Origin of the sequence: Streptomyces sp. NPDC086023 (assembly GCF_044540325.1) — a bacterium.
Classification (GTDB): Bacteria; Actinomycetota; Actinomycetes; order Streptomycetales; family Streptomycetaceae; genus Streptomyces.
Genome location: NZ_JBITRX010000002.1, coordinates 133,742 through 158,300, shown reverse-complemented (window position 1 = coordinate 158,300; position 24,559 = coordinate 133,742). Strand labels below are relative to the sequence as shown.

The following is a 24,559-nucleotide window of genomic DNA, read 5'->3' as shown; positions in this document are numbered from 1 at the left end:
CCTGGTTCCTGGTGTTCCGCCGAGCCGTGGGTACGGCTCGGCGCCTTCCCGTACACCGCTGCAATCCGGTCAAACCGGTGCCAGCCGCCCAAGTATCCGCCACCGGGTGGCCGGCGGCCGTCATCGGGTCAGGGCGGGGTGAAGGGCGCGGTCGGAGCGGACCAGACATTGACAGGCGGACCGGCCGGGGCCACGTTGAATCCATGCGTATCGGGCTGATCGGAACCGGCCGGATCGGTACCTTCCACGCGGCGGCGCTCAGCAGGCACCCCCAGGCGGGGTCGCTGCTGCTGGCCGACGCCGAACCGGCGCGGGCCGCGGCCCTCGCCGACCGGCTGGGCGCCACCGCCGCGCCCACCGTGGACGCCGTGTTCACCTGGGGCGTCGACGCCGTGGTGATCGCCTGCTCCACCGCCGCGCACGCCGGGCTGATCGTGCGGGCCACCCGGGCGGGGCTGCCGGTGTTCTGCGAGAAGCCGGTGGCGGCCGACCTGGCCGGGACGCTGGAGGCGCTGTACGAGGTGTCGGCCGCGGGCGGGGTGCTCCAGCTGGGCTTCATGCGGCGTTTCGACGCGGGCTACCGGACCGCCCGGGAGCTGGTGCGCTCCGGGGCGCTGGGCCGGCTGCACACCGTACGGACGATGACCGCGGACCCGGTTCCCCCGCCGCCCGGGTACCTGCCGACCTCGGGCGGGCTGTACCGGGACTGCCTGGTGCACGACTTCGACATGGTGCGCTGGGTGACCGGGCACGAGGTCGTCGAGGTGTACGCGACCGGGTCGGACGCGGGGGCGCCGGCCTTCCGGGAGGCGGGCGACGTCGACACGGCGGCGGCCCTGCTGACCCTCGACGACGGGACGCTGGTGACCGCCACGGGCACCCGCTGCAACGGCGCCGGGTACGACGTCCGGATGGAGCTGGCCGGGGAGCTGGACCAGGTGTCGGCCGGGCTGGACGACCGTACGCCGATCGCCTCGACGGAGCCGCTGGGCCCACCGCCTGCGCGCAAGCCCTGGACGGGCTTCCTGGAGCGGTTCGCGCCGGCGTACGAGGCGGAGCTGGACGCGTTCGTACGGCTGGTGCGCGGCGAGGGGCCGAACCCCTGCCCGGGCGACGAGGGGCTGGCGGCCCTGCGGATCGCGGAGGCCTGTGAGCTGTCGCGGCGGGAGCGGCGGTTGGTGGCGCTGCCGGAGATCGCCACGGGGCGTCCGTCGGCCGCTGCGTGAGGGGGCGGGGGCGGGGGCGGGTGCGCTTCCGGGAGCGGGTGCGCTCTCGGGGGCGGGGGCCCTTCCGGGAGCGGGCGGGCCTTCGGGAGCGGGCGGGCCTTCGGGAGCGGGCTTGCCTTCGGGTGATGCCGTGGGGGGCATGGGCGGGGGCTACCAGGTCACCGGGAGCCGCTTCACGCCCCGGATCAGGGTGCCGGGGATCCACTCGGGCGGGCCCGCGTCGGGGTCGGCGGCCAGGTCCGGGAAGCGCTCCAGCAGGGCCCCGACCGCGATCCGGCCCTCCACGCGGGCCAGCGGGGCGCCGATGCAGAAATGGATGCCGTGCCCGAAGGCCAGGTGGCCCTGGGGGGCGCGGCGGATGTCGAAGGTGTCGGGTGCGGCGAAGCGGGCCGGGTCGCGGTCGGCTGCGGCCAGCGAGATCATCACGGGCTGCCCGGCGGGTATCACGGTGCCGCCCAGCTCCACGTCCTCGCGGGCGAAGCGGAAGGTGGCCGATTCGACCGGCCCGTCGTAACGGAGCATCTCCTCCACGGCGCCGTCCAGCAGGCCCGGGTCGGCGCGGAGCGCCGCGAGCTGGTCGGGGTGGGCGAGGAGGGCCCGTACCCCGTTGGCTATCAGGTTGACGGTCGTCTCGTGGCCGGCGACCAGCAGCAGGAACGCCATGCCGACCAGCTCGTCGGGGGTGAGCCGGTCGCCGTCCTCGTCCTGGGTCCTGATCAGGGCGCTGAGCAGGTCCTCGCCCGGGGCCCGGCGCTTGTCGGCGATCAGATCGGCGAGGTAGCCGCTCATGGCGGTCAGGGCCTGGGCCTCGGGCTCGGCCCCGGTGGGGGCCACCACCTCGTTCGACCAGGCCCGGAAGCTCGCGCGGTCCAGGTCGGGGACGCCGAGCAGCTCGCAGATGACGGTCATCGGGAGCGGGAACGCGAGAGCGCCGACGAGGTCGGCCCGGCGGGCCCCGTCCGCCGCCATGGCGTCCAGCAGCCCCTCGGTGACCTCGTGGACCCGCGGGCGCAGGGCCGCCACGCGGCGGGGGGTGAACTCGCGGGCCACCAGCCCGCGCAGGCGGGTGTGGCGGGGCGGGTCGGACTCCAGCATGTTGGAGTTGACTGCGGCCACCTCGGTGCGGTCGAACAGGCCGGAGACCTGCCAGTTCTTCGAGAGGGCGGGGTGGGCGAGGGCCTGCCGGGCCTCCCGGTGGCCGACGACCAGCCAGACGCTCTCGGTCCCCGCGTCCCGGATGCGGTGGACGGGTCCGGACTCGCGGAGCTTCGCGTAGTACGGGTACGGGTTCGCGTTGAAGTCCTCGGCGTACGAGCTGATGTCCATGACCGGCATGCGCGCCCTCCCCTGCCTCCGTTTGCGTCAGGGTACGGCCCGGCCGCTCGGGCGGGGTCGGGATCCGGACACGTGTTCAGCGCCCCGGGGCGGTGGCGGTGCGGCGGCCCCACGCGGTGCCCGCGAGCACGAGCGCGGCCCCCAACAGGCCCCAGACGCCCAGGTGTTCGCCGCCGACGAGGATGCCGGCCAAGGCGGCCCAGAGGGGTTCGGTGCCGAGCAGCAGGCTCACCCGGGAGGGCGAGGTGCGGCGTACGGCCCACATCTGCACGAAGAACGCGAAGAGGGTGCAGAAGAGGGCGAGGAACAGCAGTCCGGCCCACTCCCGGGCGCCGAACTCGGCGGCGGCGCTCCAGGGCGCGGCGCCCGAGCCGGGCAGGAAGGCCAGCAGGACGAACAGGGCGAGGGCGCCCCCGAACTGCGCGGTCGTCAGGGGCAGCGCCTCGGCACCGCGGACGGCGGCCATCCTGGCCATCAGCAGCACGTGCACGGTACGGGCGCACGCCGCCAGCAGGACGAGCAGGTCACCGGCGGAGGGGGCGGTGAAGCCACCGCCCTGGGTGAGCAGCACGACCCCGGCGAGGGAGAGCGCGGCGGCCGCGAGGAACCCTCCGGAGGGCCGGGTCCGGGTCAGGGCCGCCTCGGCGAGCGGCGTGAGGATCATGGTGAGGCTGATGATCAGCCCGGCGTTGGTGGCGCTGGTGTGGACGACGCCGTAGGTCTCCAGCAGCAGGATGACGCCGAGTACCAGCCCGAGCAGCCCCGCGCCCCGCCACTGGGCGGCACTCAGTGCCCGCAGCCCGCGCCGGCCGGCGACGGCGAGCACTGGGAGGGCGACGGCGAACCGGAGGACGAGCACGGCGGTCACCGTGGCGGGGGTCGAGATGTCCTTGGCGGCGAGGTAGCTGCCGCCCCAGACGACGGCGACCAGCAGCACGGGCAGGTCGGTCAGCCAGGCGCGGCGGGGCGCGAGGCCGGGGGCGGCAAGGGCGGGAGCGGTCGTCACGGTCCGGGACTCCAGGGGTGGTCGCTGCGCTGCGGCACGCGCACGGGTGGAGACGACGGCGGCTCACACGGAAACGTGATCACGCTATACGGGCGGCGGGCGCGAGGGCACCGGGATTTCCGCCCCCGTGCCGTCGGCCGGGCCCGGGGGTCGCAGGCCGGGCCCGGGGGTCGCAGGCCGGGCCCGGGGGTCGCAGGCCGGGCCCAGCGCCCGGCGCCCCGCGGCCATCGGCCGTCGGCCAGGCCCGGCGACCCGGGCGAGGCCGGTCGGGCCCGCGCCGTTCCAGGTCGCCCCCGACCGGCTTCGCGCCGCGGCGCGGGGAGACCGCACGGGGGCGGACCGCCGCGGCACCGGCCGGCTCCGCGGCTCCGTACGCGAGGTCGGATTCCTGCCAGCGGTCGCGCGGCGCCGTCGATTTCATTGAACGCGCAACCAGTTGTCGGCACGGAGCCGGCGAACGGAAGGAGCGCGGTGATGGGTGAGGACGCGATGGGGACGGCGGGCGCGATGCGGACCGGGGACACTGCGCGGACCGCGGGCACGGGGCACGCCGCGGGCACGGGGCACGCCGGGGACGCGGGACGCATCGCGCACGCAGGGGCGGCGGGTCACGCCGGCCGTGCGGCCGCGACGGGGCGGGCCGGGGGCGGCAGCCGCGCAGCGGGCGACGCACACGGCGAGGAGGGCAGTCGTGCAGCGGCCGAAGCGGTGCGCGCCGGGGGCGGTGGGGATGGGCCGCTCCGGGGGAAGGTGGCGCTGGTGACCGGCGGGAGCCGGGGCCTGGGGGCGGCGGCCGTGCTGCGGCTGGCCGCCGAGGGCGCGGACGTGGCCTTCACCTACGTGCACGACGAGGACGCCGCCCGCGCGGTGGTGCGGGAGGTCGAGTCCGCCGGGCGCCGGGGGCTCGCGATCCGCGCGGACGCCGCCGACCCGGCGGCCGTCGCCGGCGCGGTGGACCGTGCGGCCGGGACGCTGGGGCGGCTCGACGTCCTGGTCAACAACGCCGGGATCGGCGTGCTCGGCCCGCTGGAGGGGCTCGGCCTCGCCGACGTGGACCGGGTGCTGGCGGTCAACGTGCGGGGCGCGTTCCTCGCGGCGCAGGCCGCCGCCGCGCACCTGGGCCGGGGCGGCCGGGTGATCAACATCGGCAGCTGCATCACCCAGCGGGTGCCCGGTCCCGGCGGCACGCTGTACGCGATGAGCAAGGCCGCGCTGACCGGGCTGACCAAGGCCCTGGCCCGGGAGATGGGCGAGCGGGGCGTCACCGCCAACGTGGTCCACCCGGGTCCGGTCGACACCGACATGAACCCGGCCGGCGGCCCGTCCGCAGAAGGCCAGGCCGCCATGACCGCGCTCGGCCGCTTCGGCGCGCCGGACGAGGTGGCGGCCGTGGTCGCCTTCCTGGCCGGCGACGAGGCCGCGTACGTCACGGGCGCGGAGTTCGCGGTGGACGGCGGCCACGCGGCCTGACCGTACGGGCCGCCCCACGCGGCCGTCCGCAGCCCACCCGGTCCTCCCCCGGGTACGCCAAGGGGCGCACCGGTGCTGTCGTGCCGGTGCGCCCCGAGGGCTGTCCCTGGGCCGTGGCCGGATGTCGGTCCGGTCACGTCCCGGGTCACGGGCGGGTGTCGCTCCGCCCGGGTCCCATGTGCCGCGGTGTCAGCCGCCCAGCTCCTGGTGGCGGGCCGTCAGGGCGGCGGTGCCGGCCTCGGTCAGCGAGCCGTACAGGCGCAGGCGGGAGAAGCCGCCGTCCGGGAAGATGTCGATCCGGACGTGGGTGCCGACCGCCGGGGTGTCCAGCACGAAGCGGTGGTTGGTGTCGGGCTGCAGGCGGGTGCGCGGGAGGAACTCCTGCCACTCGCCCTCCTCGCCGGTCTTGACGGACAGCGAGGCCCAGCCGGCCGAGTTGCCCTTCAGGTAGGCGGTGTCGATCTCGATCGCGCGGATCTCGGACTCGGCGACGAGCTGGTAGCGGATCCAGTCGTTCCCGTTGTCGCGGCGGCGGGCGGTCTCCCAGCCGTCGTCCATCTTGCGGGAGCGGCCCGGGTTGATGGTGTTGGTCGGCGGCGAGTAGAAGCGGTTGGAGGCGTCCTGCACGGAGCCGCCGTTCTCCAGCGCGACCACGTCGAAGGAGCCCAGGGTGGCGAGCCACTTCGGGTCCGGGAGGACCTCGCCGTGGACGCGCAGGCGGGCGATGCCGCCGTCGGGGTGCTGGTTGACGCGCAGGTGTGTGAAGCGCTGCTCGACGGTCACCTCGAAGCCGTTGGCCGCGTGGCCGCCGACCGGGGTGCGCGGGACGAGAGTCGTCCACTTCACGTCGTCGCCGAGGAGTTCCTCGGGCGTGGGCGCGAGGGCGCCCTCCCAGTTGGTGCCCTCGATGGACACGGCCTGCGGCATGTTGCCGCGGAAGTGGGCGGTGTCGACCACGATGCCGCGGATCACGCCGGGGGCGCCCAGGCGTACGAGGGCCCAGTCGTGGTCCTCGGGGGTGGGCCAGGGCTGGGTGGCGGAGACGCCGCGGCGGCGGCGGGTCTCCCAGCCGTCCATGACCTTGCCCTTGTGGCCGAAGTCCTCGGGGTCGAAGTGGGCGGCCTCGGAGATCAGGAGGTTCTCGCGCTGGGCGAAGAACTCGTCGTTGGCGGCGATGACACCGGCGCCGAGCTCGCGGGCGGCGAGGTTCGCGTACTGGGTGAACGGGAACTCGGCCGTGCGGTAGTCGGCGTACGGGTCGCCGCCTCCGTACGGGTTCGCGTTACCGGTGAAGGAAGCCACAGGAGTCGAACTCGGTGCCACTGTCAGTTCTGCCTTTCGAGGAGGAGGCCGGTGGGCTCGGTCGGGGTGCCGTGGGCGGCGATCCGGACACCGCGCAGCCAGGTGGACTTCACGACGCCGTGCAGCGTCTTGCCCGCGTACGCCGTGACCTGGTTGCGGTGGTGCAGCTCGCCCGGGTCCACGGTGAAGGTCTCTTCGGGGGCCAGTACGGCGAAGTCGGCGTCGCGGCCGGCCTCGATGCCACCCTTCTGGGTGAGGCCCGCGAGGCGGGCGGGGGCCTCGGACATCCAGCGGACGACGTCCTCCAGGCTGCGGCCGCGCTTGCGCGCCTCGGTCCAGATGGCGGGCAGGCCCAGCTGGAGGGAGGAGATGCCGCCCCAGGCGGTGGAGAAGTCGTCGGTCTTCAGGTCCGCGGTGGAGGGCGAGTGGTCGGAGACGATGCAGTCGATCGTGCCGTCGGCCAGCGCGTCCCACAGGAGGTCCTGGTTGGAGGCCTCGCGGATGGGCGGGCAGCACTTGAACTCGCTCGCGCCGTCCGGCACTTCCTCGGCCGTCAGGGTGAGGTAGTGCGGGCAGGACTCGACGGTGATCTGCACGCCCTCGGCCTTGGCGGCGGCGATCAGCGGCAGCGCGTCGCTGGAGGAGAGGTGCAGCACGTGGACGCGGGCGCCGAGGCGCCTGGCCTGGGCGATCAGGTTGCCGATCGCGGTGTTCTCGGCGTCGCGCGGCCGGGAGGCGAGGAAGTCGGTGTACTTGGGGCCGGGCACGACGGGCGCGGCGTCCAGGTGGTGCGGGTCCTCGGCGTGGACGATCATCAGGCCGCCGAAGCCGGTGATCTCCGCGAGGGAGGCGGCCAGCTGGTCCTGGTCCAGGTGCGGGAACTCGTCGACGCCGGAGGGCGACAGGAAGCACTTGAAGCCGAAGACGCCGGCGTCGTGCAGCGGGGCGAGGTCCTTGACGTTGTCGGGCAGGGCGCCGCCCCAGAAACCGACGTCCACGTGGGCCTTCTCGCGGGCCACGTCCTGCTTGACGCGCAGGTGGTCGACGGTGGTGGTGGGCGGCAGGGAGTTGAGCGGCATGTCGAGGATCGTGGTGATGCCGCCGGCCGCGGCGGCGCGGGTGGCCGTCCAGAAGCCTTCCCATTCGGTGCGGCCCGGGTCGTTCACGTGGACGTGGGTGTCGACCAGGCCGGGGAGCAGTACGTCGTCCCCGAAGTCCTCCAGGCGGGCGCCCTCGGGCACCTCGGCCTCGTACGGCAGGACGGCGGCGATCTTCCCGGCGGCGACCGCGACCGCAGCGGCGCGGGTCCCCTCGGGGGTGATGACCCGAGTCGAGCGCAGTACCAGTTCCACGTCAGCCGACACCCGGAACCTCCCCATCTACTTCCACAGAGCGAAATTCAACGTTCTGTTGACGGAGTCTTCACGCCGATCCGGGACCCGTCAAGAGCGCCCGGAGGGACACCCGACCCAGGTGAGCCGCACTTGGATGTTTCCACACAATGGAATTAAGATTTCACTCTACAGAACGTAGCTACCGCCACGGTGAGCTGGAAAGCCAACTCCCCAAGGGCGTGAGCCACCCGGACAAACCCCCTCTGACCGGCGGGTACGGCCGTGACCCTGGCACTAGGGCGCCGGGCGGCCGCCGGGTAGGCTGCTTCCTTGCCTGCCAGCACCGAAAGGACCGCGCCGTGCCGACGTCCAGCGCCAGCACCACCGACGCTTCCGCCAAATCCCCCGCCGCCAGCGGTGGCGTCCAGTCCCTCGAGCGCGCCTTCGACCTCCTTGAGCGGATGGCCGACGCCGGGGGCGAAGTCGGCCTGAGCGAGCTCTCCGCCGCGAGCGGACTGCCCCTGCCCACCATCCACCGCCTCATGCGCACCCTGGTCGCCTGCGGGTACGTACGGCAGCAGCCCAACCGACGGTACTCCCTCGGCCCCCGCCTGATCCGGCTCGGCGAGTCCGCGTCGCGCCTGCTCGGCACCTGGGCCCGGCCGTACCTGACCCGGCTCGTCGAGGAGACCGGCGAGACCGCGAACATGGCCCTGCTCGACGGGGACGAGATCGTCTACGTCGCCCAGGTGCCGTCCAAGCACTCCATGCGCATGTTCACCGAGGTGGGCCGCCGCGTCCTGCCGCACTCCACCGGCGTGGGCAAGGCGCTGCTCGCGTACACCCCCGCCGACGAGGTGCGCGCGCTGCTCGCCCGTACCGGCATGCCCGCCGCCACCGAGAAGACCATCACCACGCCCGAGGGCTTCCTGGAGGCGCTGGAGCAGGTCCGCAAGGTGGGCTACGCGGTGGACGACAACGAGCAGGAGATAGGGGTCCGCTGCCTCGCGGTCTCCGTCCCGGACTCCCCCACCGCCGCCGCGATCTCCATCTCGGGCCCGGCCGGCCGGGTCACCGAGGCCGTGACCGAGCGCTTCGTGCCGATCCTCCAGGGCGTGGCGGCCGAGCTGTCGGTGGCGCTGGCCAACCAGAACCCCGCCTGACCCGCCCGCGAACGCGCCAGGGCCCCCGCCTCCGGGAGAGGTCGGGGGCCCTGCGTTTCCCGGACCGGGTATCCGGGCTCCCGGACCCCGCCGGGTCCGGGCCGGTACGCGCCGCCGCCGTGGCGCGTACGGTCGAAGGGGAGGGACGCGGCCCTCACACGGCCCGGAGGCCCGCCTCCGCCAGCCGGCCGTCGGTCATCACCACGGTCCGGTCCATCCGGTCCAGGTGGGTCCGGTCGTGCGTCACCAGCACCGTCGCCGTGCCGCGCTCCCGCGTGAGCGTGACCAGCAGGTCCAGCACCGCCGCGCCCCGCTCGTGGTCCAGGGCGCTGGTGGGCTCGTCGACCAGCAGCACGGCCGGGTCGTTCATCAGGGCCCGCGCGATGTTCACCCGCTGCCGCTGGCCGCCCGACAGCTGGTGCGGCCGGCGGCCCGCCTGGCCGGCGAGCCCCACCGCGTCCAGCAGCTCCAGCGCGCGGGCGCGCACCCGCCGGTCCCCCCGGCCCGACAGGTGCGCCATCACCTGGAGCTGCTCGGCGCAGCTCAGGGATGCCAGGAGGTTCGGCTGCTGGAAGACGATGCCGATCCGGTCGCGGCGCAGGGCCGCCTTCTCGGCCGCGCCGAGCGCGCCCGTCTCCGTACCGTCGACGACCACCCGGCCGCTGTCCGGCGTGACGAGGGTGGCGGCGACCGCGAGCAGGCTGGACTTGCCCGAACCGGAGGGTCCGATCACGGCCGTCAGCGTGCCCGCGGGGACGGTCAGGTCCACGGAGTCGAGGGCGGTCAGCCGGCCGTCGCCGTCGGGGTAGGTGAGCGTGACGCCGTCGAGCTGGAGGGCGGCGGTGGAGGTCATCGGGCACTCCCGAGGGCGGTGAGCGGGTCGACGGCGGTGATGCGCCGGATGGACAGGGCGGCGCCGAGCACACCGAGGACGATCATCACGGCGGCCGGGACGAGCACGGTGGGCGCGTCGAGCACGAAGGGCACGTCGCTGCCGCCGATCAGCGCGCCCAGACCGGCCGCGAGCGCGGTGCCCAGGCCGGTGCCGGCGGCGAGCATCACGACGGCCTGGCCCAGGGCGTCCTTCAGCAGGTACGGGGTGGAGGCGCCCAGCGCCTTGAGCACCGCGACGTCGCCGCTGCGCTGGATGGTCCAGACGGTGAAGAAGGCGCCGATGACCAGGGCGGAGATGGCGAAGAGGAAGCCGCGCATCAGCTGGAGCGAGCCGTTCTCGGCGGAGTACGAGCCGATGGCGGTCAGCGCCTGGTCCTTCGCCTCGCTCTTCGTGCCGGCCGCCGCGTCGCCGGCCGCGACGTCGGCGGCACCGGTGAGGTCCAGCGCGATCACGGTGGCCCTCGGTCCGTCCCCGGGCGGGCCCCCGGCCGGCTGCTGCCAGTCATCGAGGGTCACCCAGACGACGGGGGTGTGGCTGTAGGCGGCGTCACCGCGCACCGTGCCCACGGTGGCCTCGGTGGAGCCGAGGCGGATCCGGTCCCCGGCGCGTACGCCGAGCTCCTCCGCGGCCTTCTCGGACAGGACCGCGCGGCCCGGCCCCGGCGCCGCGGGGGCGAGGCCGCCGTCCGGCTCGACCCCGAAGACGGAGACGGCCGCGGTCAGCTCGCCCGCGGTGGCGTTGAGGGTGCGGATGCCGACCGGCTGGGCGGAGGTGGTGCCGGGCCGGCCGGCCCAGCTCCGCCAGGCGCTCTCCGGCACCGAGGAGTTGGTGAAGGACACCTGCTGGCCGCCAGCGGGGGCGGCGAAGGCGAGGTGCGTGGCGGGCAGGCCCGTGATGGCCGAGGTGTTCTCCCGGGCCAGGCCCGAGGTCAGCCCCGACAGCAGGCCCACGAGAAGGGTGATGAGCACGACGACGGTGCCCATGAGGGCGAACCGCCCCTTGGCGAACCTCAGGTCTCTCCATGCGACGAACATGTCCCCACCCTCGTCCCGGCCCGGCCCCCGGGGCATCGCGCCGTGGGAGCGATCCTCGTATCGAAAGTGGCACCCGGACATCGAACTTTCGGTTGACCGGGGGCCGCGGGTGCCCGGCTTAGGCTGGTTCCACCATGGACTCCCGCCCCCTGACGCCCGTCGCACTCGTGCTCCGGTGCTGCCTGCACGCCCTGTTCGCCGGGCTGCTGGCGCTCGCCGTCGTACGGTCCTCCGGCGCGGGCGACGCGCTGGCCGCCGCCCTCGTGATGGGCGCCGTCTACGCCGCGGGCGTGTTCACCCCGGCGGTGCACCGCTCGCCGCGCGCCGGGGCCCTCTGGCTGGCCGCCCTGTGCGCGGCCTGGCTCGGGCTGCTGGCCGCGTCCCCCGAGGGACTCTGGCTGGCCTTCCCCCTGTACTTCCTGGAACTGCACCTGCTGCCGGTCCGCTGGGCGCTGCCCACCGTCGCGCTGACGGCGGGCGCGGCCATCGGCAGCTTCGTGTGGCACGGCGCGGCGCTCAACCCGGGGGTCTTCATCGGGCCCCTGCTGGGCGCGGCCGTGGCCGTGGCGACCGTCCTGGGCTACCAGGCGCTGTACCGGGAGAGCGAGCGCAGGCGGGAGCTGATCGAGGAGCTGATCACGACGCGGGCCGAGCTCGCCGCCGCCGAACGGAGCGCGGGCGTCATGGCCGAGCGGGAACGGCTGGCCCGGGAGATCCACGACACACTCGCGCAGGGCCTGTCCTCCATCCAGCTGCTGCTGCGGGCCGCCGAGCGGTCCCTGCCCGAGGGCGCCCCGGCCGCGGAGCACATCGCGCGGGCCCGCGAGGAGGCCCAGGCCAACCTGGCCGAGGCGCGCCGCTTCGTACGGGCGCTCACCCCGCCCGACCTGGAGCACGGCTCGCTGGCCGGCGCCCTGGAGCGGCTGTGCGCGGCCTCGCCCGGGCCCCGGGTGCGCTTCTCGCTCAGCGGCACGCCCGTCGCGCTGCCCACCCCGTACGAGGTGGCGCTGCTGCGCATCGCGCAGTCGGCCCTGGCCAACGTGGTCCGGCACGCCGGCGCGGGGCGCGCGGAAATCACCCTGACCTTCATGGACGCCTCCGTGACCCTGGACGTGGTGGACGACGGCAAGGGCTTCAGCCCCGCCTCCGCACCCTCCGGGGACGGCGGCTTCGGGCTGCCCGCCATGCGCTCGCGCGCCGAGTCCCTGGGCGGCACCTTCACCGTGGAGTCCGCCCCCGGCCAGGGCACCGCCGTGGCCGTGACCCTGCCGCTGGAGGTGCGGTGACCATCAGACTGCTGCTGGCCGACGACCATCCCGTCGTACGGGCGGGCCTGCGGGCCGTGCTCGACACGGAGCCGGACTTCACCGTCGTCGCGGAGGCCGCCACCGCGGAACGGGCGGTCGAACTGGCCGCCGGCCTCGACCTGGACGTCGTCCTGATGGACCTCCAGTTCGGCCCCGGCATGCACGGCTCCGAGGCCACCCGCGCGATCACCGGCCGCCCGGACGCGCCACGGGTCCTGGTGCTCACCACGTACGACACGGACGCCGACATCCTCGCCGCCGTGGAGGCCGGAGCCTCCGGCTACCTGCTCAAGGACGCGCCGCCGGAGGAGCTGGCGGCGGCGGTCCGCACGGCCGCGGCCGGCCAGTCGGCCCTCGCACCCGCCGTGGCGCACCGCCTGATGGACCGCATGCGCACCCCGGCCGAGTCCCTCACCAAACGCGAGCTGGAGGTCCTCCAGCTGGTGGCGGACGGCCTGTCCAACCAGCAGATCAGCAGGCAGCTCTTCCTCAGCCAGGCCACCGTCAAGTCCCACCTGGTGCACATCTACGCCAAGCTCGGCGTGGACTCGCGCACCGCGGCCGTGGCCCTGGCGGCCACCCGCAAACTGATCCGCACGCCGGGCGCGCCCTGAGCCCCCAGGCCTGAACCGCCGGCCCTCACCCCTCAGGCCTCCCCCCAGCCCTCACCCCTCGGGCCTCACCCCCCAGCCCACCCCTCAGGCCACCCAGTGCGGCCGCTCCACGCCTCGCGCGAGGGGCGCCCCGCCATGGAAGGCGTCCGCGAGCAGCCGCACGCCCCGCGCCAGCTCCTCCTCGCCAAGGGTGTACGGGATCCTCAGCCGGTGCTCGAACGTGCCCGGGTCGACCCCGAAGCGGGCGCCGCGCCCGATGTGCACCCCCGCCGCCTCGGCGCGCTCGGACAGCGCGGAGCTGACCGGCTCCCCGAGGTCCACCCACAGCGAGAGCCCGCCGGGCGGCACTCGCCAGGACCACTCGGGCACGTGCCGCTCCAGCGCCCCCACCAGCGCCGCCCGCCGCTCGCGCAGCCGGTCGAGCCGCTCCGGCAGGGCCGCGTCCAGGTCCCGCACCAGCGGCACGCCCATCAGCTGGTCCAGCACCGAACCGGTCATGTCGGAGGCGACCCGGGAAGCGGTCAGCTCGGTGACCAGATTGCCGGCCGCCCGCACCCACCCGACCCGCAGACCGCCCCAGTGGGTCTTGCTCAGCGAGCCGATGGTCAGCACGTGGTCGGCACCGCCGCGCGGCGCCAGCGAGGCGAGCGGCGCCGGAGCGGGCACGTCCAGCGCGATGTCCGCGATGGTCTCGTCGACCACCAGCCAGGTCCCGGTCCTCCGGGTCGCAGCCAGCAGCCGCAGCCGGTCCTCGTCCGGCATCAGCGCGCCGGTGGGGTTGTGGAAGTCCGGGATGACGTACGCGATCCGGGGCACGGTCTGGCGCAGCGCGGACTCCGCGATCTCCATGTCCCACCCGTCGTCCGACACCGCCACGGAGGCCGTGCGCAGCCGGGCGTGCCGCAGCGCGTCCAGGGCGTTGGCGTACGTGGGGTTCTCGGTCATCACGCGGTCGCCGGCCCCGCACAGCAACTGGAGCACCAGCACAAGGGCCTGCTGGGCGCCCGCCGTGATCAGGATCTGCTCGGGCCGGGTGGGCAGCCCCCGCCGGGTGAACCGCGCGGCCACCTCCTCCCGCAGCTCCGGCAGCCCGTACGGGTGGTACCCGTGGTGCCGGGCCAGCCGCGCCATCCTGGGCGCGGCCCAGGCCATCGCGGACTCCAGGGCCCCCTCCGGAGCCCCCATGGCGGCGATGGCCAGGTCGACGGCCCCGCCCGCCGCCTCGACACCGGTCACGCCGTGCACCCCGACCATGCCGTGGCCCGCCGGGAGTTCCGTCCACGTGCCGGACCCCCGGCGCGACCGTACGTACCCGCTCTCGCGCAGCAGGTCGTACGCCGCCGTGACGGTGGCCCGGCTCGCCCCGACCGTCTCGGCGAGGTCGCGCTCGGCGGGCAACCGCACGTGCAGGGGGATCCGCCCGTCGAGGATCAGCTCGCGCACGGCACCGGCCAGCGCCCGGTACCCGGGGCGCGCGGCGACGTCGGGGGGCAGCAGACCGGTCAGCTGCCGGCTCCCGATGAACCTGTCCGCCGTCTGGACCACTCGCCCACTTGCCATGCCAACCTCCCCTGATTGGCTCTGCCAGCCAGGCCAATCCGGGGTCCAGACTCCCGTTATTGGACCGAGATTGGCAAGGAGACCACCATGCGTAAGGACACGAACACGCCCAGCACCCCGCTCACGGACCGCACCGAACGCGCCCTCCTCGCCTCCCACGAAGCCCGCATCACGACCCCACTCCGCATCCGCCTCCCCCGCGCCCTGCGCCTCCCGCGACTCCACCTCTCCCTCCGGACCGGGGGCAGGACGGCCACGGGCTGAGCCCGCCGGCCGTCTACCGGGCCGTGAGATCCGCTGAGCGGAACTGTCGACGGGTGATCCGCGGGCCCAGACGCCGGAAGGGCTCGGACCCGGCCTGAACCGGCCGCCCGCATGACGAAAAGCACGCCGCGGCCTCCCGGCACCAGCGAACCGGCACCTCCCGGGCCCTGAGGTCCGCCGAGCGGAACTGTCGACAGGTCATCCGCGGGCCCAGACGCCGGCAGGGCTCGGACCGGCAGCCTCGGGAACGCCAGCGGCCTGTTCAGCCCCGGGCGGCCTGTCGGCCGCCGAGACGGCGGGAGCGCGTAGCGATCGTGGGCGGCTTTTGAAGGGGCACAGACGCCCCGGAGGCCGCCGAGACGGCCGGCGGGCCTACGGACGGGGATGCGCGCCCCGTGGGGCGGGGGCTCGGCGGCAGCGTTGGTGGGCGGAGGTGGTGCTGCCGTCTGGTGGGATGCCCCTCCCCCGACGCTGGGTGATGGCTGTGAGGGTGGTGGGTGGCTTGTGTTGCTCCGGGGCGTTTTTCGGGGGTTGTCCGCCGAGGGTCTTTGCCTTCCGGACCGGGGTGGGCGGTCAAGGGTGACCCGAAGGGTCATCGCGCAGCGACGCGGAGCGCAGCGCAGCGCCCTTGAGGGCCCGCCCCGGTCCGGAAACCCTCGGTCGGCGGACAACCCCACACCGGGCGGCATCTAGATACGGGCCCCGGGGCGGGGGCAGCTTTGAAAAGGGGCCGGGCGAAGCTGCGGCTGGGCGAAGCTGCGGCTGGGCGAAGCTGCGGCTGGGCGAAGCTGCGGCTGGGCGCTCGAAGCCATACCCCCGGGGCCGGGGGCTTTGGGTGCTGGCCGGGTCTGTGGGCGTCCGCCGACCGAGGGTTTCCGGGCCGGGGTGGCCTGTCAAGGGCGCTCCTTCGTCGCGTCGCTGCGCGATGACCCTTCGGGTCACCCTTGACAGGCCACCCCGGCCCGGAAGCAAAAGCCCTCGGCGGACACCCCCAGGAAAGACGCCCAGGGGGGATGCCATGCCCACACCAGTACCGGGTGCGAATCCCCGCACCAAGGTGCGGGTGCGCCCCGACGGGGCGGACGCGACAGCGGCCGTAGGCCCACCGGCCGACCCGGCGGCCTCCGGGCCGCCAGGGCCCCTTCATAAGCCGCCACAGATCGCTACGCGCTTCGGCCGTCTCAGCGGCCGACAGACCGCCCGGGGCTGAACAGGCCACAGGCGCTCCCAAAGCGGCCGGTCCGAGCCCTGCTGGCGTCTGGGCCCGCGGATCACCTGCCCACAGTTCCGCTCAGCGGACCTCTCGGCCGGGGAGACGCCGATTCGCTGGTGCCGGGAGGGCGCGGCGTGCTTTTCGTCATGCGGGGGTCGTTTCATACCGGTCCGAGCCCTCCCGGCGTCTGCACCCGCAGATCGCCTGTCGACAGTTCCGCCCAGCGGACCTCACGGGCCGGGAGGTGCCGAGTCGCTCCTGCCGGGAGGCAGCGGCGCCCTTTCCCCCGTGCCGGGGGCCGGTTCGTGCGGGGCCGAGCCCTGCCCCCGGTGCCGGGGCCCCACTGCGGCTCTGCGGTTCGCTGGGCGGAACTCTGGTGTGCCGGATGGGATTTAGGGTGGCTTCATGGCTTTCTCCTGGGATTCCGGTTCCCCCGGCGTGCTGGCTCTGCCCTCTGGGCGGCTGGTGCGGGGGAGGGCGCTGCGGGGTGGGGTGCCCGATGGGCCTCTGCCTTCGTACGGGGTGTATCTGCTGGGCCGGCCTCCTGCGGCCGCGCCTTGGGAGTACCGGTGGCTGCGGTGGCCGGACTTCCGGTTGCCGCGCGACAGGGGCGAGGCGCTGAGGGTGCTCACGCTGGCCTGGGAGCGGGCCCGGGACGAGCGGGTCGAGGTCGCCTGCGGTGGGGGGCGCGGGCGTACCGGGACCGCGCTGGCCTGTCTGGCCGTGCTGGACGGCGTACCCGCGGACGAGGCGGTCTCGTACGTGCGTGCCCGGTACCACCCGCGGGCGGTGGAGACTCCGTGGCAGAAGCGGTACGTGGAGGGGTTCGGGTAGGACCGGTCAGCCGAAGGCGTCGACGGCTCCCCGGACCTCGCCCAGCGCACGGGACAGGGCGCTGACCGAGCCGAGCGCGCCCGCCACCACCAGGAGCGACCGGCGCAGGCGGCGGGCCTCGACCGCGCCGCCCAGGGTCATGGCGTGGAGGGCGGCGAGTTCGTCCTCCGCGATGTGGCGTTCCGCGAAGTCGCCGCGGTACGCGGCCAGTTCCCGGCGCAGCCGGCTCACCGCCCGCTGCAGGCCGGCCACCCGGGGGTCCTCGTCCTCGCCCGCGACATCAGCCACCGCGCCGCTCTCCACTCGCGCCTCGTGCAGCGCCTCCGCTGCGCGGGCCAGTCAACCGGTACGGGGCGTCGGACGCCACCACCCCGTGGTAAGCAACGTGGCATGTCCCAGAACCCGGTTCCGAAGCCCACGCCCATCGCCGGTCTCCTGCTCGCCGCCGGTGGCGGGCGGCGGCTCGGGGGGCGCCCGAAGGCGCTGCTCCCCCACCGCGGCCGCCCGCTCGTCGAGAACGCCGTCCGCGTGCTGCGCGAGGCGGGGTGTGCGCCGGTCCACGTCGTGCTGGGCGCGGCCGCCGCCGAGGTGCGCGAGCGCGCCGACCTGGCCGGGTGCGTCGTGGTCGACAACCCGGACTGGGAGGAGGGCATGGGGTCCTCCCTGCGGCTCGGGCTCGCCTCGCTCGGCGGGGCCGACCCCGTGCCGCCCGCCGTCCTGGTGTCCCTGGTCGACCAGCCGGGCATCGGCCCGGACGCCCTCAAGCGGGTGCTCGCCGCGTACCGCTCCCCCGCCACGCTCGCCGCCGCGGCGTACGACGGTGAGCGCGGCCACCCCGTCCTGTTCGGGTCGGACCGCTGGGCGGACATCGCCGCGACCGCGACCGGGGACCGCGGTGCGCGTGTACACCTGACAAACCACGCAGCGGACCTCACTCTTGTCGAGTGCGCGGACATCGCGGAGCCCTACGACATCGACACCCCGTCCGACCTGCGACGCCTGGACTGAGGGGTGAGCGCGGTCCGTGACGGGCGTGGCACTCAGAGCCAGAATCTGTCGACTCAGAGAATCTCGACATCAACAAACCATTGAACTTCCACCACGTGGAAATTACTATCCACTGGTCAGAAGCGCCCTGAACCCCCAGACGGCGCCCGCGACCGCATGAGGAACTCTCTCCGCCGGGCGGCACTCCGTGCCGCAGGCCGGCCTCCCCGGCACCGGCCCACCTGCCCGGCACGAGCAGATACGAGCAGTACGAGCGTCCTCGCGGCCGCCAGGCACCGCCGCTGAAGGAGTGACAGATATGTCAGCACCAGCGCCGTCCCCGCTGGCCATCGTCGACGCCGAGCCCCTGCCACGGCAGGACGAGGTCCTCACAGAAGCGGCGCTGGCCTTCGTGGCCGAGCTGCACCGGCGGTTCACCCCCCGCCGCGACGAGCTCCTCGCCCGTCGCGCCGAGCGGCGAGCCGAGATCGCCCGCACCTCCCACCTCGACTTCCTCCCGGACACCGCACAGGTCCGCGAGGGCGACTGGAAGGTTGCGCCGGCGCCGGCCGCGCTCAACGACCGCCGCGTGGAGATCACCGGTCCGACCGACCGCAAGATGACCATCAACGCCCTGAACTCGGGCGCCAAGGTCTGGCTCGCCGACTTCGAGGACGCCTCGGCTCCCACCTGGGAGAACGTCGTCCTCGGCCAGCTCAACCTGATCGACGCCTACGAGCGCCGCATCGACTTCACCGACCCGCGGTCCGGCAAGTCGTACGCCCTGAAGCCCGCCGCCGAGCTCGCGACCGTCGTGATGCGGCCCCGCGGCTGGCACCTGGAGGAGCGCCACGTCCGGATCGACGGCCGCCCGGTCCCCGGTGCGCTCGTCGACTTCGGCCTGTACTTCTTCCACAACGCCCAGCGCCTGATCGACCTCGGCAAGGGCCCGTACTTCTACCTCCCGAAGACGGAGTCGCACCTGGAGGCGCGCCTCTGGAACGACATCTTCGTCTTCGCCCAGGACTACGTCGGCATCCCGCAGGGCACCGTGCGCGCCACCGTCCTGATCGAGACCATCACGGCCGCGTACGAGATGGAGGAGATCCTCTACGAGCTGCGCGACCACGCCGCGGGCCTGAACGCCGGCCGCTGGGACTACCTCTTCTCCATCGTCAAGAACTTCCGTGACGGCGGCGAGAAGTTCGTCCTGCCCGACCGCAACGCGGTGACGATGACCGCCCCGTTCATGCGGGCCTACACCGAACTCCTCGTCCGCACCTGCCACAAGCGCGGCGCGCACGCCATCGGCGGCATGGCGGCCTTCATCCCGTCCCGCAAGGACGCGGAGGTCAACAAGGTCGCGTTCGAGAAGGTCAAGGCCGACAAGGACCGCGAGGCCGGCGACGGCTTCGACGGCTCCTGGGTCGCCCACCCGGACCTGGTCCCGATCGCGATGGCCTCCTTCGACGCGGTGCTCGGCGACAAGCCGAACCAGAAGGACCGGCTGCGCGAGGACGTCGCCGTCGCTCCCGGCGACCTGATCGCGATCGACTCGCTGGACGCGAAGCCCACGTACGAGGGCCTGCGCAACGCGGTCCAGGTCGGCATCCGCTACATCGAGGCCTGGCTGCGCGGCCTGGGCGCGGTCGCCATCTTCAACCTGATGGAGGACGCGGCCACCGCCGAGATCTCGCGCTCGCAGATCTGGCAGTGGATCAACGCCGGCGTGGTCTTCGAGAACGGCCGGCTCGCCACCGCCGACCTCGCCCGCCAGGTGGCGGCCGAGGAGCTCGCGGCGATCCGCGCCGAGGTCGGCGAGGAGGCCTTCGCGGCCGGCAAGTGGCAGCAGGCGCACGACCTGCTCCTCCAGGTCTCCCTGGACGCCGACTACGCGGACTTCCTGACCCTCCCCGCGTACGAGCAGCTGGTCGGCTGACGGACGGTCCGGCCGGTCACGCACAGCGACCGGACCCACCCGCCGCCCCCGGAGCCACCGACTCCGGGGGCGGTTTCGTTTTCGGCCCGGTTTCACGCCGGCATCGAAGCGGTTTTTCCGGTCCGGGGAGGCCCGGGGTACCGGAATGCAACCGCGGGTAACCCTTCTCCCCACTGACCTCAGCCCCCTCTCCGGCATCGCCGCTGCTCAGCGGCCCCGTGGCTGAGCACCCCTCAGGAACAGGGGATTCCGGCCACCCGGGAAGTGACAGGACCTCAGCCGAACGATCGGTCGGGCGTTACCCAATCGAAATATGCGGCTACCTAGCGGTAACAAAACGCGCCGTGGCACCTTTCCGTTTGCCACCGGCCGGCGGTACCCCCACTTCCCCAGCCATGCGTCCGCGTTGATCCGTTCTGCGTGGGTGCGGCCGAACGCAGGAGTTCCGCAGTGACCGGATCCCGCACCGCAAGCACCTCCCCGTTCCCCCACCGGCGCCCCGGCGCCGCCGCCCGCCGGCGCCTCGCCGCCGCCGCTCTCGCGCTGCCCCTGCTGGCCGGCTCCGTGCTGGCCGCGGGCACGGGCAGCGCCGCGGCGAGTTCCGGCAGCGGACCCACCGCGATCGTCTCCATGGGCGACAGCTACATCTCCGGAGAGGCCGGCCGCTGGAAGGGCAACAGCCTGACCAACTCCGGCAGCCGGGACGGCACCGACCGCGCCTGGGTCAGCGGCAGCACGTACGACCCCAGCCGCGTATACGGAACGACGGCGGCCAACGGCTGCCACCGCTCCGATTCGGCCGAGGTGAAGAGCACCACCGGGACCGGGGCGCAGGCCCTGATCAACCTCGCCTGCTCCGGCGCGGTCACGGACAACGTCTTCCGCTCATCCAACGGCGGCGTCTCCTACAAGGGCGAGGCCCCGCAGGCGGACCAGCTCGCCGCCGTGGCGGCCGCCAACGACGTCAAGGCCGTCACGCTCTCGATCGGCGGCAACGACCTCGGCTTCGCCGACATCATCACCAAGTGCGCCACGGACTACATCGTCTGGTACTCCTACTGCCACGACGACCAGCAGCCCGTGGTCGACTCCAAGATCGACGGCGTGATGACCAAGGTCGGCAAGGCCATCGACGAGATCCGCGCCGTGATGTCGGCGGCCGGCTACAGCTCCTCGTCGTACCGGCTGATCCTCCAGTCGTACCCCTCGCCGATCCCGCGGGCGGCGGAGAACCGCTACTCCGAGAGCGGCTGGAGCCGGGTCAACACCGGCGGCTGCCCGTTCTGGAACAAGGACGCCGACTGGGCGCGCGACTCCCTCGTCCCGCAGATCGCGAACCGCCTGAAGGGCGTGGCCGCGGCGAAGGGCGCGCAGTTCCTGGACCTGCGCGACCTGCTCCAGGGCCGTGAGGTCTGCTCGAAGTCCAGCAGGCTGGTCAGCTCGACGGCGCCCGCGTCGGGCGCTTCGAGCGAGTGGGCCCGCTGGATCGACAGCAGCGAGTCGCAGGGCAAGGTGCAGGAGTCCATGCACCCGAACCACTACGGGCAGCTCGCCCAGGGCCGTTGCCTGTCCCTGCTGTGGGCGCAGCCGACCGGCAGCTTCTCCTGCCGGAACACCGCCGGCGCCGACGCGTCGGGGATGTACCTCAGCCCGGTCTCGTAGACCCGCTGGGTTCCGCGAAGGCCTGAGGCCCGACCCCCGCCTGCGGGGCCGGGCCTCGGGCCTGTGGTCGGCGTGCCGGCGTCACCTCACGGCGCGAGCCGGTAGGCGTTGCCGATCGTCTCCAGGACGGAGTTGCCGCTCTTGTCCTTCAGGTACACGCGGAAGGAGACCGCCTTGGCCGAGGCCGGGTGCTTCACGCTGACCGAGCGCGCACCGTTCGCGTCGGTGGCCACCGTGAGCGGCTTCCAGGTCGTGCTCCCGTCGAAGGAGACCTTGACGGTCAGCACGGCGACCCGTCCGGTGCCCGCGGCCGCGCCCGCCACGTGCAGCGGCACCTTCAGGGTGCTGCCGGCCGGCGCCGTGCTGCGCAGGCTCAGCGCCGGGGAGAGCCGCACGGTCGAGAGCGGCAGCCTGGCCGTCTCCTCGCCGGCGGGGCGGGCCGAGGTGAACGTCCACACGGCGGAGACCTTCGTGCTGGTGGTGGTGTCCGCGGCCGACCGGGTCGCCTCCTTGGTCAGGCGGTACTCGGCCTTCGCCGCCGGGACCTCGGTGCTCAGCCAGTCGTTGGCGCCGGCTTCGGCGAGGACCTTTCCGCCGGACTCCAGGCGGGTGAAGCCGCCGGTGGTCACGGAGCTGCCCGAGTGGCCGGCGCCGTCGTTGAAGAGCTGGAGGTAGGCGTTGACGAAGTTGCCGTTCCGCGCCGCCTCCTGGTCCGTGCCGGCCGCCAGGTCGGGGCCGACCACACCGGTGTTGAAGTTCAGCGTGTAACGCTTGCCGGGCTTGTAGGCCGTCATGCCCTTGGTGAAGATGAAGCGGCCTTCGTTGCGGGCGTTGTTCTGGGAGGCGATCCAGGACCAGCGCACGCCCTCGGTGCTCAGGTACTGCGTGGTGGCGGCCGGCAGGGTGGTCGTGGACTCCTGAATGCCGACGCTGTAGCCGGCCTCGTCGGCCGGGGACGCGTAGAGCACGCCCTTGGCGGTGGTGACGGAGGCGCCGAAGCCGAGCCGGACCTCGGCGACGTCGGCCTTGGTGACGGTGCGGGTCAGGCCGGTGAACCAGCTGCCGGTGCGGTTGAAGGCGAGGCGGTGGTCGACGTTCCTGCCGGCGGTGCCGGGCACCTTCCACACGCCGTTGTACTGCGCGCGCAGCGTGGACAGGGACGGGCCGAGGGCGGCGGTGCGGAACTTCGTCGAACCGGCGACGACCCAGCTGCCGCCGACCCCCGTGGAGGGCGAGTCGTACCCGACGTTGGCGGAGACCAGGCGTGCGGCCGGGTCGGCGGGGGTGACGGCGAACGGCTTGGCCTTACTGGCGTCCATGGTGACCGTGGCCTTGCCGGTGACCTTGAGGACCGGCTGGACGAAGACGGCCATCCGGTTGTCGGTGCCGGGGCTGATCACGAGGCTTTCGAGGTGGTAGGTGCCCTTGGGCAGCCGCTGGACGACCGTGCCGTCCTCCTCGATCTCCGGGTAGATGGGCTCCCCGGGGCCGCCTGCGCCGGTCCTGGTGAGCGTTGCGTAGTAGGCGTCCGGGGTCCCGCCGTTCTCGTCCCTGTGCCGCAGCGTGATGTCGTACGACTCCACCTCGCGGACGACCGCCAGGCCGGTGCGGACCGACTGGCCGTCACCGGCGGCCAGCACGCTGCCGCCGAACTGGCCGTCGGCCGTGCCCTTGCGGGTGTCGACGGTGACGGTGGTCTGCGCGGTGCCGCCGGCGGGGACGGTGAGCTGCGCGTTCTTGACGGTGAACATGCCGGCCGGGGCCGGTCGCCCGGCCGAGTCGCTGCCGGCCGCGCTCAGCTTGAGGGTGACGGCCTTGGTGCCGTAGTTGCGGTAGGTGAGGGTCTTGGTGGCCGGCTTGTCGTCGCCGTGCGGCCAGAGCTTCGTACCGAAGTCGAGCGAGCCGGGCGAGGAGACGACGACGGCCGTGCGCGCGCGGGCCAGGTCCACCCGGCCGGCGCCCTGCTGGAGGGCGTTGTACTTCGGGTTGGGCTTGGCCGACGCGGTGAGCAGGGCCTTGATCCGGGCGCCGCTCCAGGTCGGGTGCTGCTGGAAGAGCAGGGCGGCGGCGCCCGAGACGTGCGGGGTCGCCATCGAGGTGCCGCTCATGGGCAGGTAGGCGCTGCCCCCGGGGTCGGCGCCCTGGGTGCTGCGGGCCGCGGTGATGTCGACGCCGGGGGCGGTCACGTCCGGCTTGAGCACCCCGGCGGCCGTCGGTCCGCGGCTGGAGAACTCCGCGAGCCGGTCCTGCTTGTCGACCGCGCCGACGGTGAGGGCCGCGGGGGCGCTGCCCGGCGAGTTGACCGTGCCGTTCTTGTCGCCGTCGTTGCCGGCGGCCACCACGAACAGGGCCTTGGAGGAGAGCCGGGCGACGGCGTCCTCCTTGGGGTCCACGTCAGGGCCGTCCTGGCCGCCGATGCTCATGCTGACGACCTTGGCGCCCTGGTCGACGGCCCACTGCATGCCGCTGACGATGTCCGACTCGTTGCCGTAGCCGTCGTCGCCGAGCACCTTGCCGTCGAGGATCCGGACGCCGGGCGCCACGCCCTTGTAGAGGCCGCCCGACCGGGCTCCGGAGCCGCCGATGGTGGAGGCCACGTGCGTGCCGTGCCCGTGGCGGTCCTTGCTGTCGGGCGAGTTGCTGAAGTTCTTCTCCGCCTTCTCGACGCCCTTGAGGTCCGGGTGGGTCTGGTCGACGCCGGTGTCCAGGACGGCGACGGTGATGCCCTTGCCGGTGTAGCCGGCCTGCCACATGGCGGGCGCGCCGATCTGCGGCACGCTCTTGTCGAGGGTGGCGCGGACCCGGCCGTCGAGCCAGAGGCGCTCGACGGGCGCCGTCGCGGCGGTGGCTCCCGCCGTGAGGGTGTCCGCGCCGCCGGTGACCCGGGACCAGAAGGCCTTGGCCTGGGCCTTCGGGGTGCTGAGCGCCTCGCCGCCGACGGCCGGCAGCGGGCGCCGGTCGCGCGCCAGCCCCGAGAAGGTGTCCCGGGCGGGGGCACCCTGCCGGTAGCGGACGATCAGCGGCAGCGTGGCGCTGTGCGCGTCGCCGAAGCCGTCCCGTACCAGCTGGGCGACGTCGAACAGCCGCCGGTCGAGGACGCCGTCGGCCAGCAGGCGCAGGGCGTCCTGCGGGACGACGTACGTGTGGGCGCCCTCGCGCCGCACCGAGAACACGATCCCCTCGCGGCCCTCGCCGCGGTCGATGCGCGCGACGCGGCCGTCGGCGGCGACGTGGACGCGGTCGCCGGTGACGAGCGTGACGGCCGCGGGCGCCGCGGCCCGTGCCGTCGCGCCGTCCCGTGCGGCCGGCCTCGCGGCCGGGTCCGCGGACTGCGCCGCCGACAGGGCGCCGGCCGGGGCCGTCCCCGCGATCAGCGCCACGACCGCCGTGGCGGCGAGCGCCGTCCTTCTCACT

General features: G+C 74.0%; 19 protein-coding genes. 10 read left to right on the top strand and 9 right to left on the bottom strand.

Features of this window, described 5'->3' with window-relative positions; genetic code table 11:
* Positions 1-203 precede the first annotated feature (203 nt).
* Complete coding sequence (locus ACIF6F_RS04010; protein WP_399940897.1) at positions 204-1,226, top strand: Gfo/Idh/MocA family oxidoreductase; 1,023 nt, start codon at positions 204-206, stop codon at positions 1,224-1,226.
* Positions 1,227-1,376: 150 nt separating this feature from the next.
* Here the strand turns inward: ACIF6F_RS04010 and ACIF6F_RS04005 are convergent, their stop codons facing one another.
* Both ACIF6F_RS04005 and ACIF6F_RS04000 read right to left on the bottom strand, forming a co-directional pair.
* Complete coding sequence (locus ACIF6F_RS04005) at positions 1,377-2,561, bottom strand: cytochrome P450 (protein ID WP_399940894.1); 1,185 nt, start codon at positions 2,559-2,561, stop codon at positions 1,377-1,379.
* Positions 2,562-2,637: 76 nt separating this feature from the next.
* A complete protein-coding gene (locus ACIF6F_RS04000) occupies positions 2,638-3,567 on the bottom strand; it encodes a DMT family transporter (RefSeq protein ID WP_399940892.1) in 930 nt (309 codons plus the stop codon).
* Positions 3,568-4,317: 750 nt separating this feature from the next.
* On the opposite strand from ACIF6F_RS04000, the gene ACIF6F_RS03995 reads away from it, so the two are divergent.
* Positions 4,318-5,037: an SDR family oxidoreductase gene (locus tag ACIF6F_RS03995; RefSeq protein ID WP_399942119.1), complete on the top strand. Its 720-nt coding sequence runs from the start codon at positions 4,318-4,320 to the stop codon at positions 5,035-5,037.
* A gap of 189 nt (positions 5,038-5,226) precedes the next feature.
* Here ACIF6F_RS03995 and alc read toward each other — a convergent pair whose 3' ends face one another.
* Complete coding sequence (gene alc / locus ACIF6F_RS03990) at positions 5,227-6,360, bottom strand: allantoicase (RefSeq protein WP_399940889.1); 1,134 nt, start codon at positions 6,358-6,360, stop codon at positions 5,227-5,229.
* A 2-nt stretch (positions 6,361-6,362) separates the two neighbouring features.
* Positions 6,363-7,718, bottom strand: coding sequence for an allantoinase AllB (gene allB, locus ACIF6F_RS03985; protein ID WP_399940886.1), 1,356 nt, complete (start codon positions 7,716-7,718; stop codon positions 6,363-6,365).
* 314 nt (positions 7,719-8,032) lie between these two features.
* Between allB and ACIF6F_RS03980 the strand changes: the two genes are divergently transcribed.
* Entirely contained in the window at positions 8,033-8,836 is an 804-nt protein-coding gene (locus tag ACIF6F_RS03980) for an IclR family transcriptional regulator (RefSeq protein ID WP_399940884.1), read from the top strand.
* Positions 8,837-8,990: 154 nt separating this feature from the next.
* Here the strand turns inward: ACIF6F_RS03980 and ACIF6F_RS03975 are convergent, their stop codons facing one another.
* Positions 8,991-9,689, bottom strand: a complete 699-nt coding sequence (locus ACIF6F_RS03975; RefSeq protein ID WP_399940881.1) for an ABC transporter ATP-binding protein — start codon at positions 9,687-9,689, stop codon at positions 8,991-8,993.
* Positions 9,686-10,765 (bottom strand): ABC transporter permease, encoded by a 1,080-nt coding sequence (locus ACIF6F_RS03970; RefSeq protein WP_399940878.1) that lies wholly within the window; start codon positions 10,763-10,765, stop codon positions 9,686-9,688. The genes ACIF6F_RS03975 and ACIF6F_RS03970 overlap by 4 nt, the downstream gene beginning before the upstream one ends.
* Positions 10,766-10,899: 134 nt before the next feature.
* On the opposite strand from ACIF6F_RS03970, the gene ACIF6F_RS03965 reads away from it, so the two are divergent.
* On the top strand, positions 10,900-12,051 hold the full coding sequence (locus ACIF6F_RS03965; RefSeq protein ID WP_399940876.1) for a sensor histidine kinase: 1,152 nt from the start codon (positions 10,900-10,902) through the stop codon (positions 12,049-12,051).
* On the top strand, positions 12,048-12,686 hold the full coding sequence (locus ACIF6F_RS03960) for a response regulator (protein ID WP_399940873.1): 639 nt from the start codon (positions 12,048-12,050) through the stop codon (positions 12,684-12,686). Before ACIF6F_RS03965 ends, ACIF6F_RS03960 begins: the two co-directional genes overlap by 4 nt.
* Before the next feature lie 84 nt (positions 12,687-12,770).
* Here the strand turns inward: ACIF6F_RS03960 and ACIF6F_RS03955 are convergent, their stop codons facing one another.
* A complete protein-coding gene (locus ACIF6F_RS03955) occupies positions 12,771-14,246 on the bottom strand; it encodes a PLP-dependent aminotransferase family protein (RefSeq protein ID WP_399940872.1) in 1,476 nt (491 codons plus the stop codon).
* A gap of 87 nt (positions 14,247-14,333) precedes the next feature.
* On the opposite strand from ACIF6F_RS03955, the gene ACIF6F_RS03950 reads away from it, so the two are divergent.
* Both ACIF6F_RS03950 and ACIF6F_RS03945 read left to right on the top strand, forming a co-directional pair.
* Complete coding sequence (locus ACIF6F_RS03950; RefSeq protein ID WP_399940869.1) at positions 14,334-14,510, top strand: hypothetical protein; 177 nt, start codon at positions 14,334-14,336, stop codon at positions 14,508-14,510.
* A gap of 1,618 nt (positions 14,511-16,128) precedes the next feature.
* Positions 16,129-16,557: a protein-tyrosine phosphatase family protein gene (locus ACIF6F_RS03945; protein ID WP_399940867.1), complete on the top strand. Its 429-nt coding sequence runs from the start codon at positions 16,129-16,131 to the stop codon at positions 16,555-16,557.
* Positions 16,558-16,563: 6 nt separating this feature from the next.
* Here the strand turns inward: ACIF6F_RS03945 and ACIF6F_RS03940 are convergent, their stop codons facing one another.
* Positions 16,564-16,845 (bottom strand): DUF5955 family protein, encoded by a 282-nt coding sequence (locus ACIF6F_RS03940; protein ID WP_399940864.1) that lies wholly within the window; start codon positions 16,843-16,845, stop codon positions 16,564-16,566.
* A 102-nt stretch (positions 16,846-16,947) separates the two neighbouring features.
* Here ACIF6F_RS03940 and ACIF6F_RS03935 point away from each other — a divergent pair, with 102 nt between their 5' ends.
* The 3 genes from ACIF6F_RS03935 to ACIF6F_RS03925 all read left to right on the top strand — a co-directional run bounded on the left by ACIF6F_RS03935 (position 16,948) and on the right by ACIF6F_RS03925 (position 21,145).
* Positions 16,948-17,565, top strand: a complete 618-nt coding sequence (locus ACIF6F_RS03935) for an NTP transferase domain-containing protein (protein ID WP_399940861.1) — start codon at positions 16,948-16,950, stop codon at positions 17,563-17,565.
* Positions 17,566-17,863: 298 nt separating this feature from the next.
* Entirely contained in the window at positions 17,864-19,483 is a 1,620-nt protein-coding gene (gene aceB, locus ACIF6F_RS03930; protein WP_399940858.1) for a malate synthase A, read from the top strand.
* A gap of 450 nt (positions 19,484-19,933) precedes the next feature.
* Entirely contained in the window at positions 19,934-21,145 is a 1,212-nt protein-coding gene (locus tag ACIF6F_RS03925) for a GDSL-type esterase/lipase family protein (protein ID WP_399940855.1), read from the top strand.
* Positions 21,146-21,231: 86 nt separating this feature from the next.
* Here ACIF6F_RS03925 and ACIF6F_RS03920 read toward each other — a convergent pair whose 3' ends face one another.
* Entirely contained in the window at positions 21,232-24,558 is a 3,327-nt protein-coding gene (locus tag ACIF6F_RS03920; RefSeq protein ID WP_399940852.1) for a S8 family peptidase, read from the bottom strand.
* Position 24,559: the final 1 nt, after the last annotated feature.

Excerpts from the sequence above, each read along its gene's own strand:
- ACIF6F_RS04010 (WP_399940897.1), top strand. The coding sequence starts at position 204 with ATGCGTATCGGGCTGATCGGAACCGGCCGGATCGGTACCTTCCACGCG.
- ACIF6F_RS04005 (WP_399940894.1), bottom strand. The coding sequence starts at position 2,561 with ATGCCGGTCATGGACATCAGCTCGTACGCCGAGGACTTCAACGCGAAC.
- allB (WP_399940886.1), bottom strand. The coding sequence starts at position 7,718 with ATGGGGAGGTTCCGGGTGTCGGCTGACGTGGAACTGGTACTGCGCTCG.
- ACIF6F_RS03975 (WP_399940881.1), bottom strand. The coding sequence starts at position 9,689 with ATGACCTCCACCGCCGCCCTCCAGCTCGACGGCGTCACGCTCACCTAC.
- ACIF6F_RS03970 (WP_399940878.1), bottom strand. The coding sequence starts at position 10,765 with ATGTTCGTCGCATGGAGAGACCTGAGGTTCGCCAAGGGGCGGTTCGCC.
- ACIF6F_RS03965 (WP_399940876.1), top strand. The coding sequence starts at position 10,900 with ATGGACTCCCGCCCCCTGACGCCCGTCGCACTCGTGCTCCGGTGCTGC.
- ACIF6F_RS03955 (WP_399940872.1), bottom strand. The coding sequence starts at position 14,246 with ATGGCAAGTGGGCGAGTGGTCCAGACGGCGGACAGGTTCATCGGGAGC.
- ACIF6F_RS03950 (WP_399940869.1), top strand. The coding sequence starts at position 14,334 with ATGCGTAAGGACACGAACACGCCCAGCACCCCGCTCACGGACCGCACC.
- ACIF6F_RS03945 (WP_399940867.1), top strand. The coding sequence starts at position 16,129 with ATGGCTTTCTCCTGGGATTCCGGTTCCCCCGGCGTGCTGGCTCTGCCC.
- ACIF6F_RS03935 (WP_399940861.1), top strand. The coding sequence starts at position 16,948 with ATGTCCCAGAACCCGGTTCCGAAGCCCACGCCCATCGCCGGTCTCCTG.
- aceB (WP_399940858.1), top strand. The coding sequence starts at position 17,864 with ATGTCAGCACCAGCGCCGTCCCCGCTGGCCATCGTCGACGCCGAGCCC.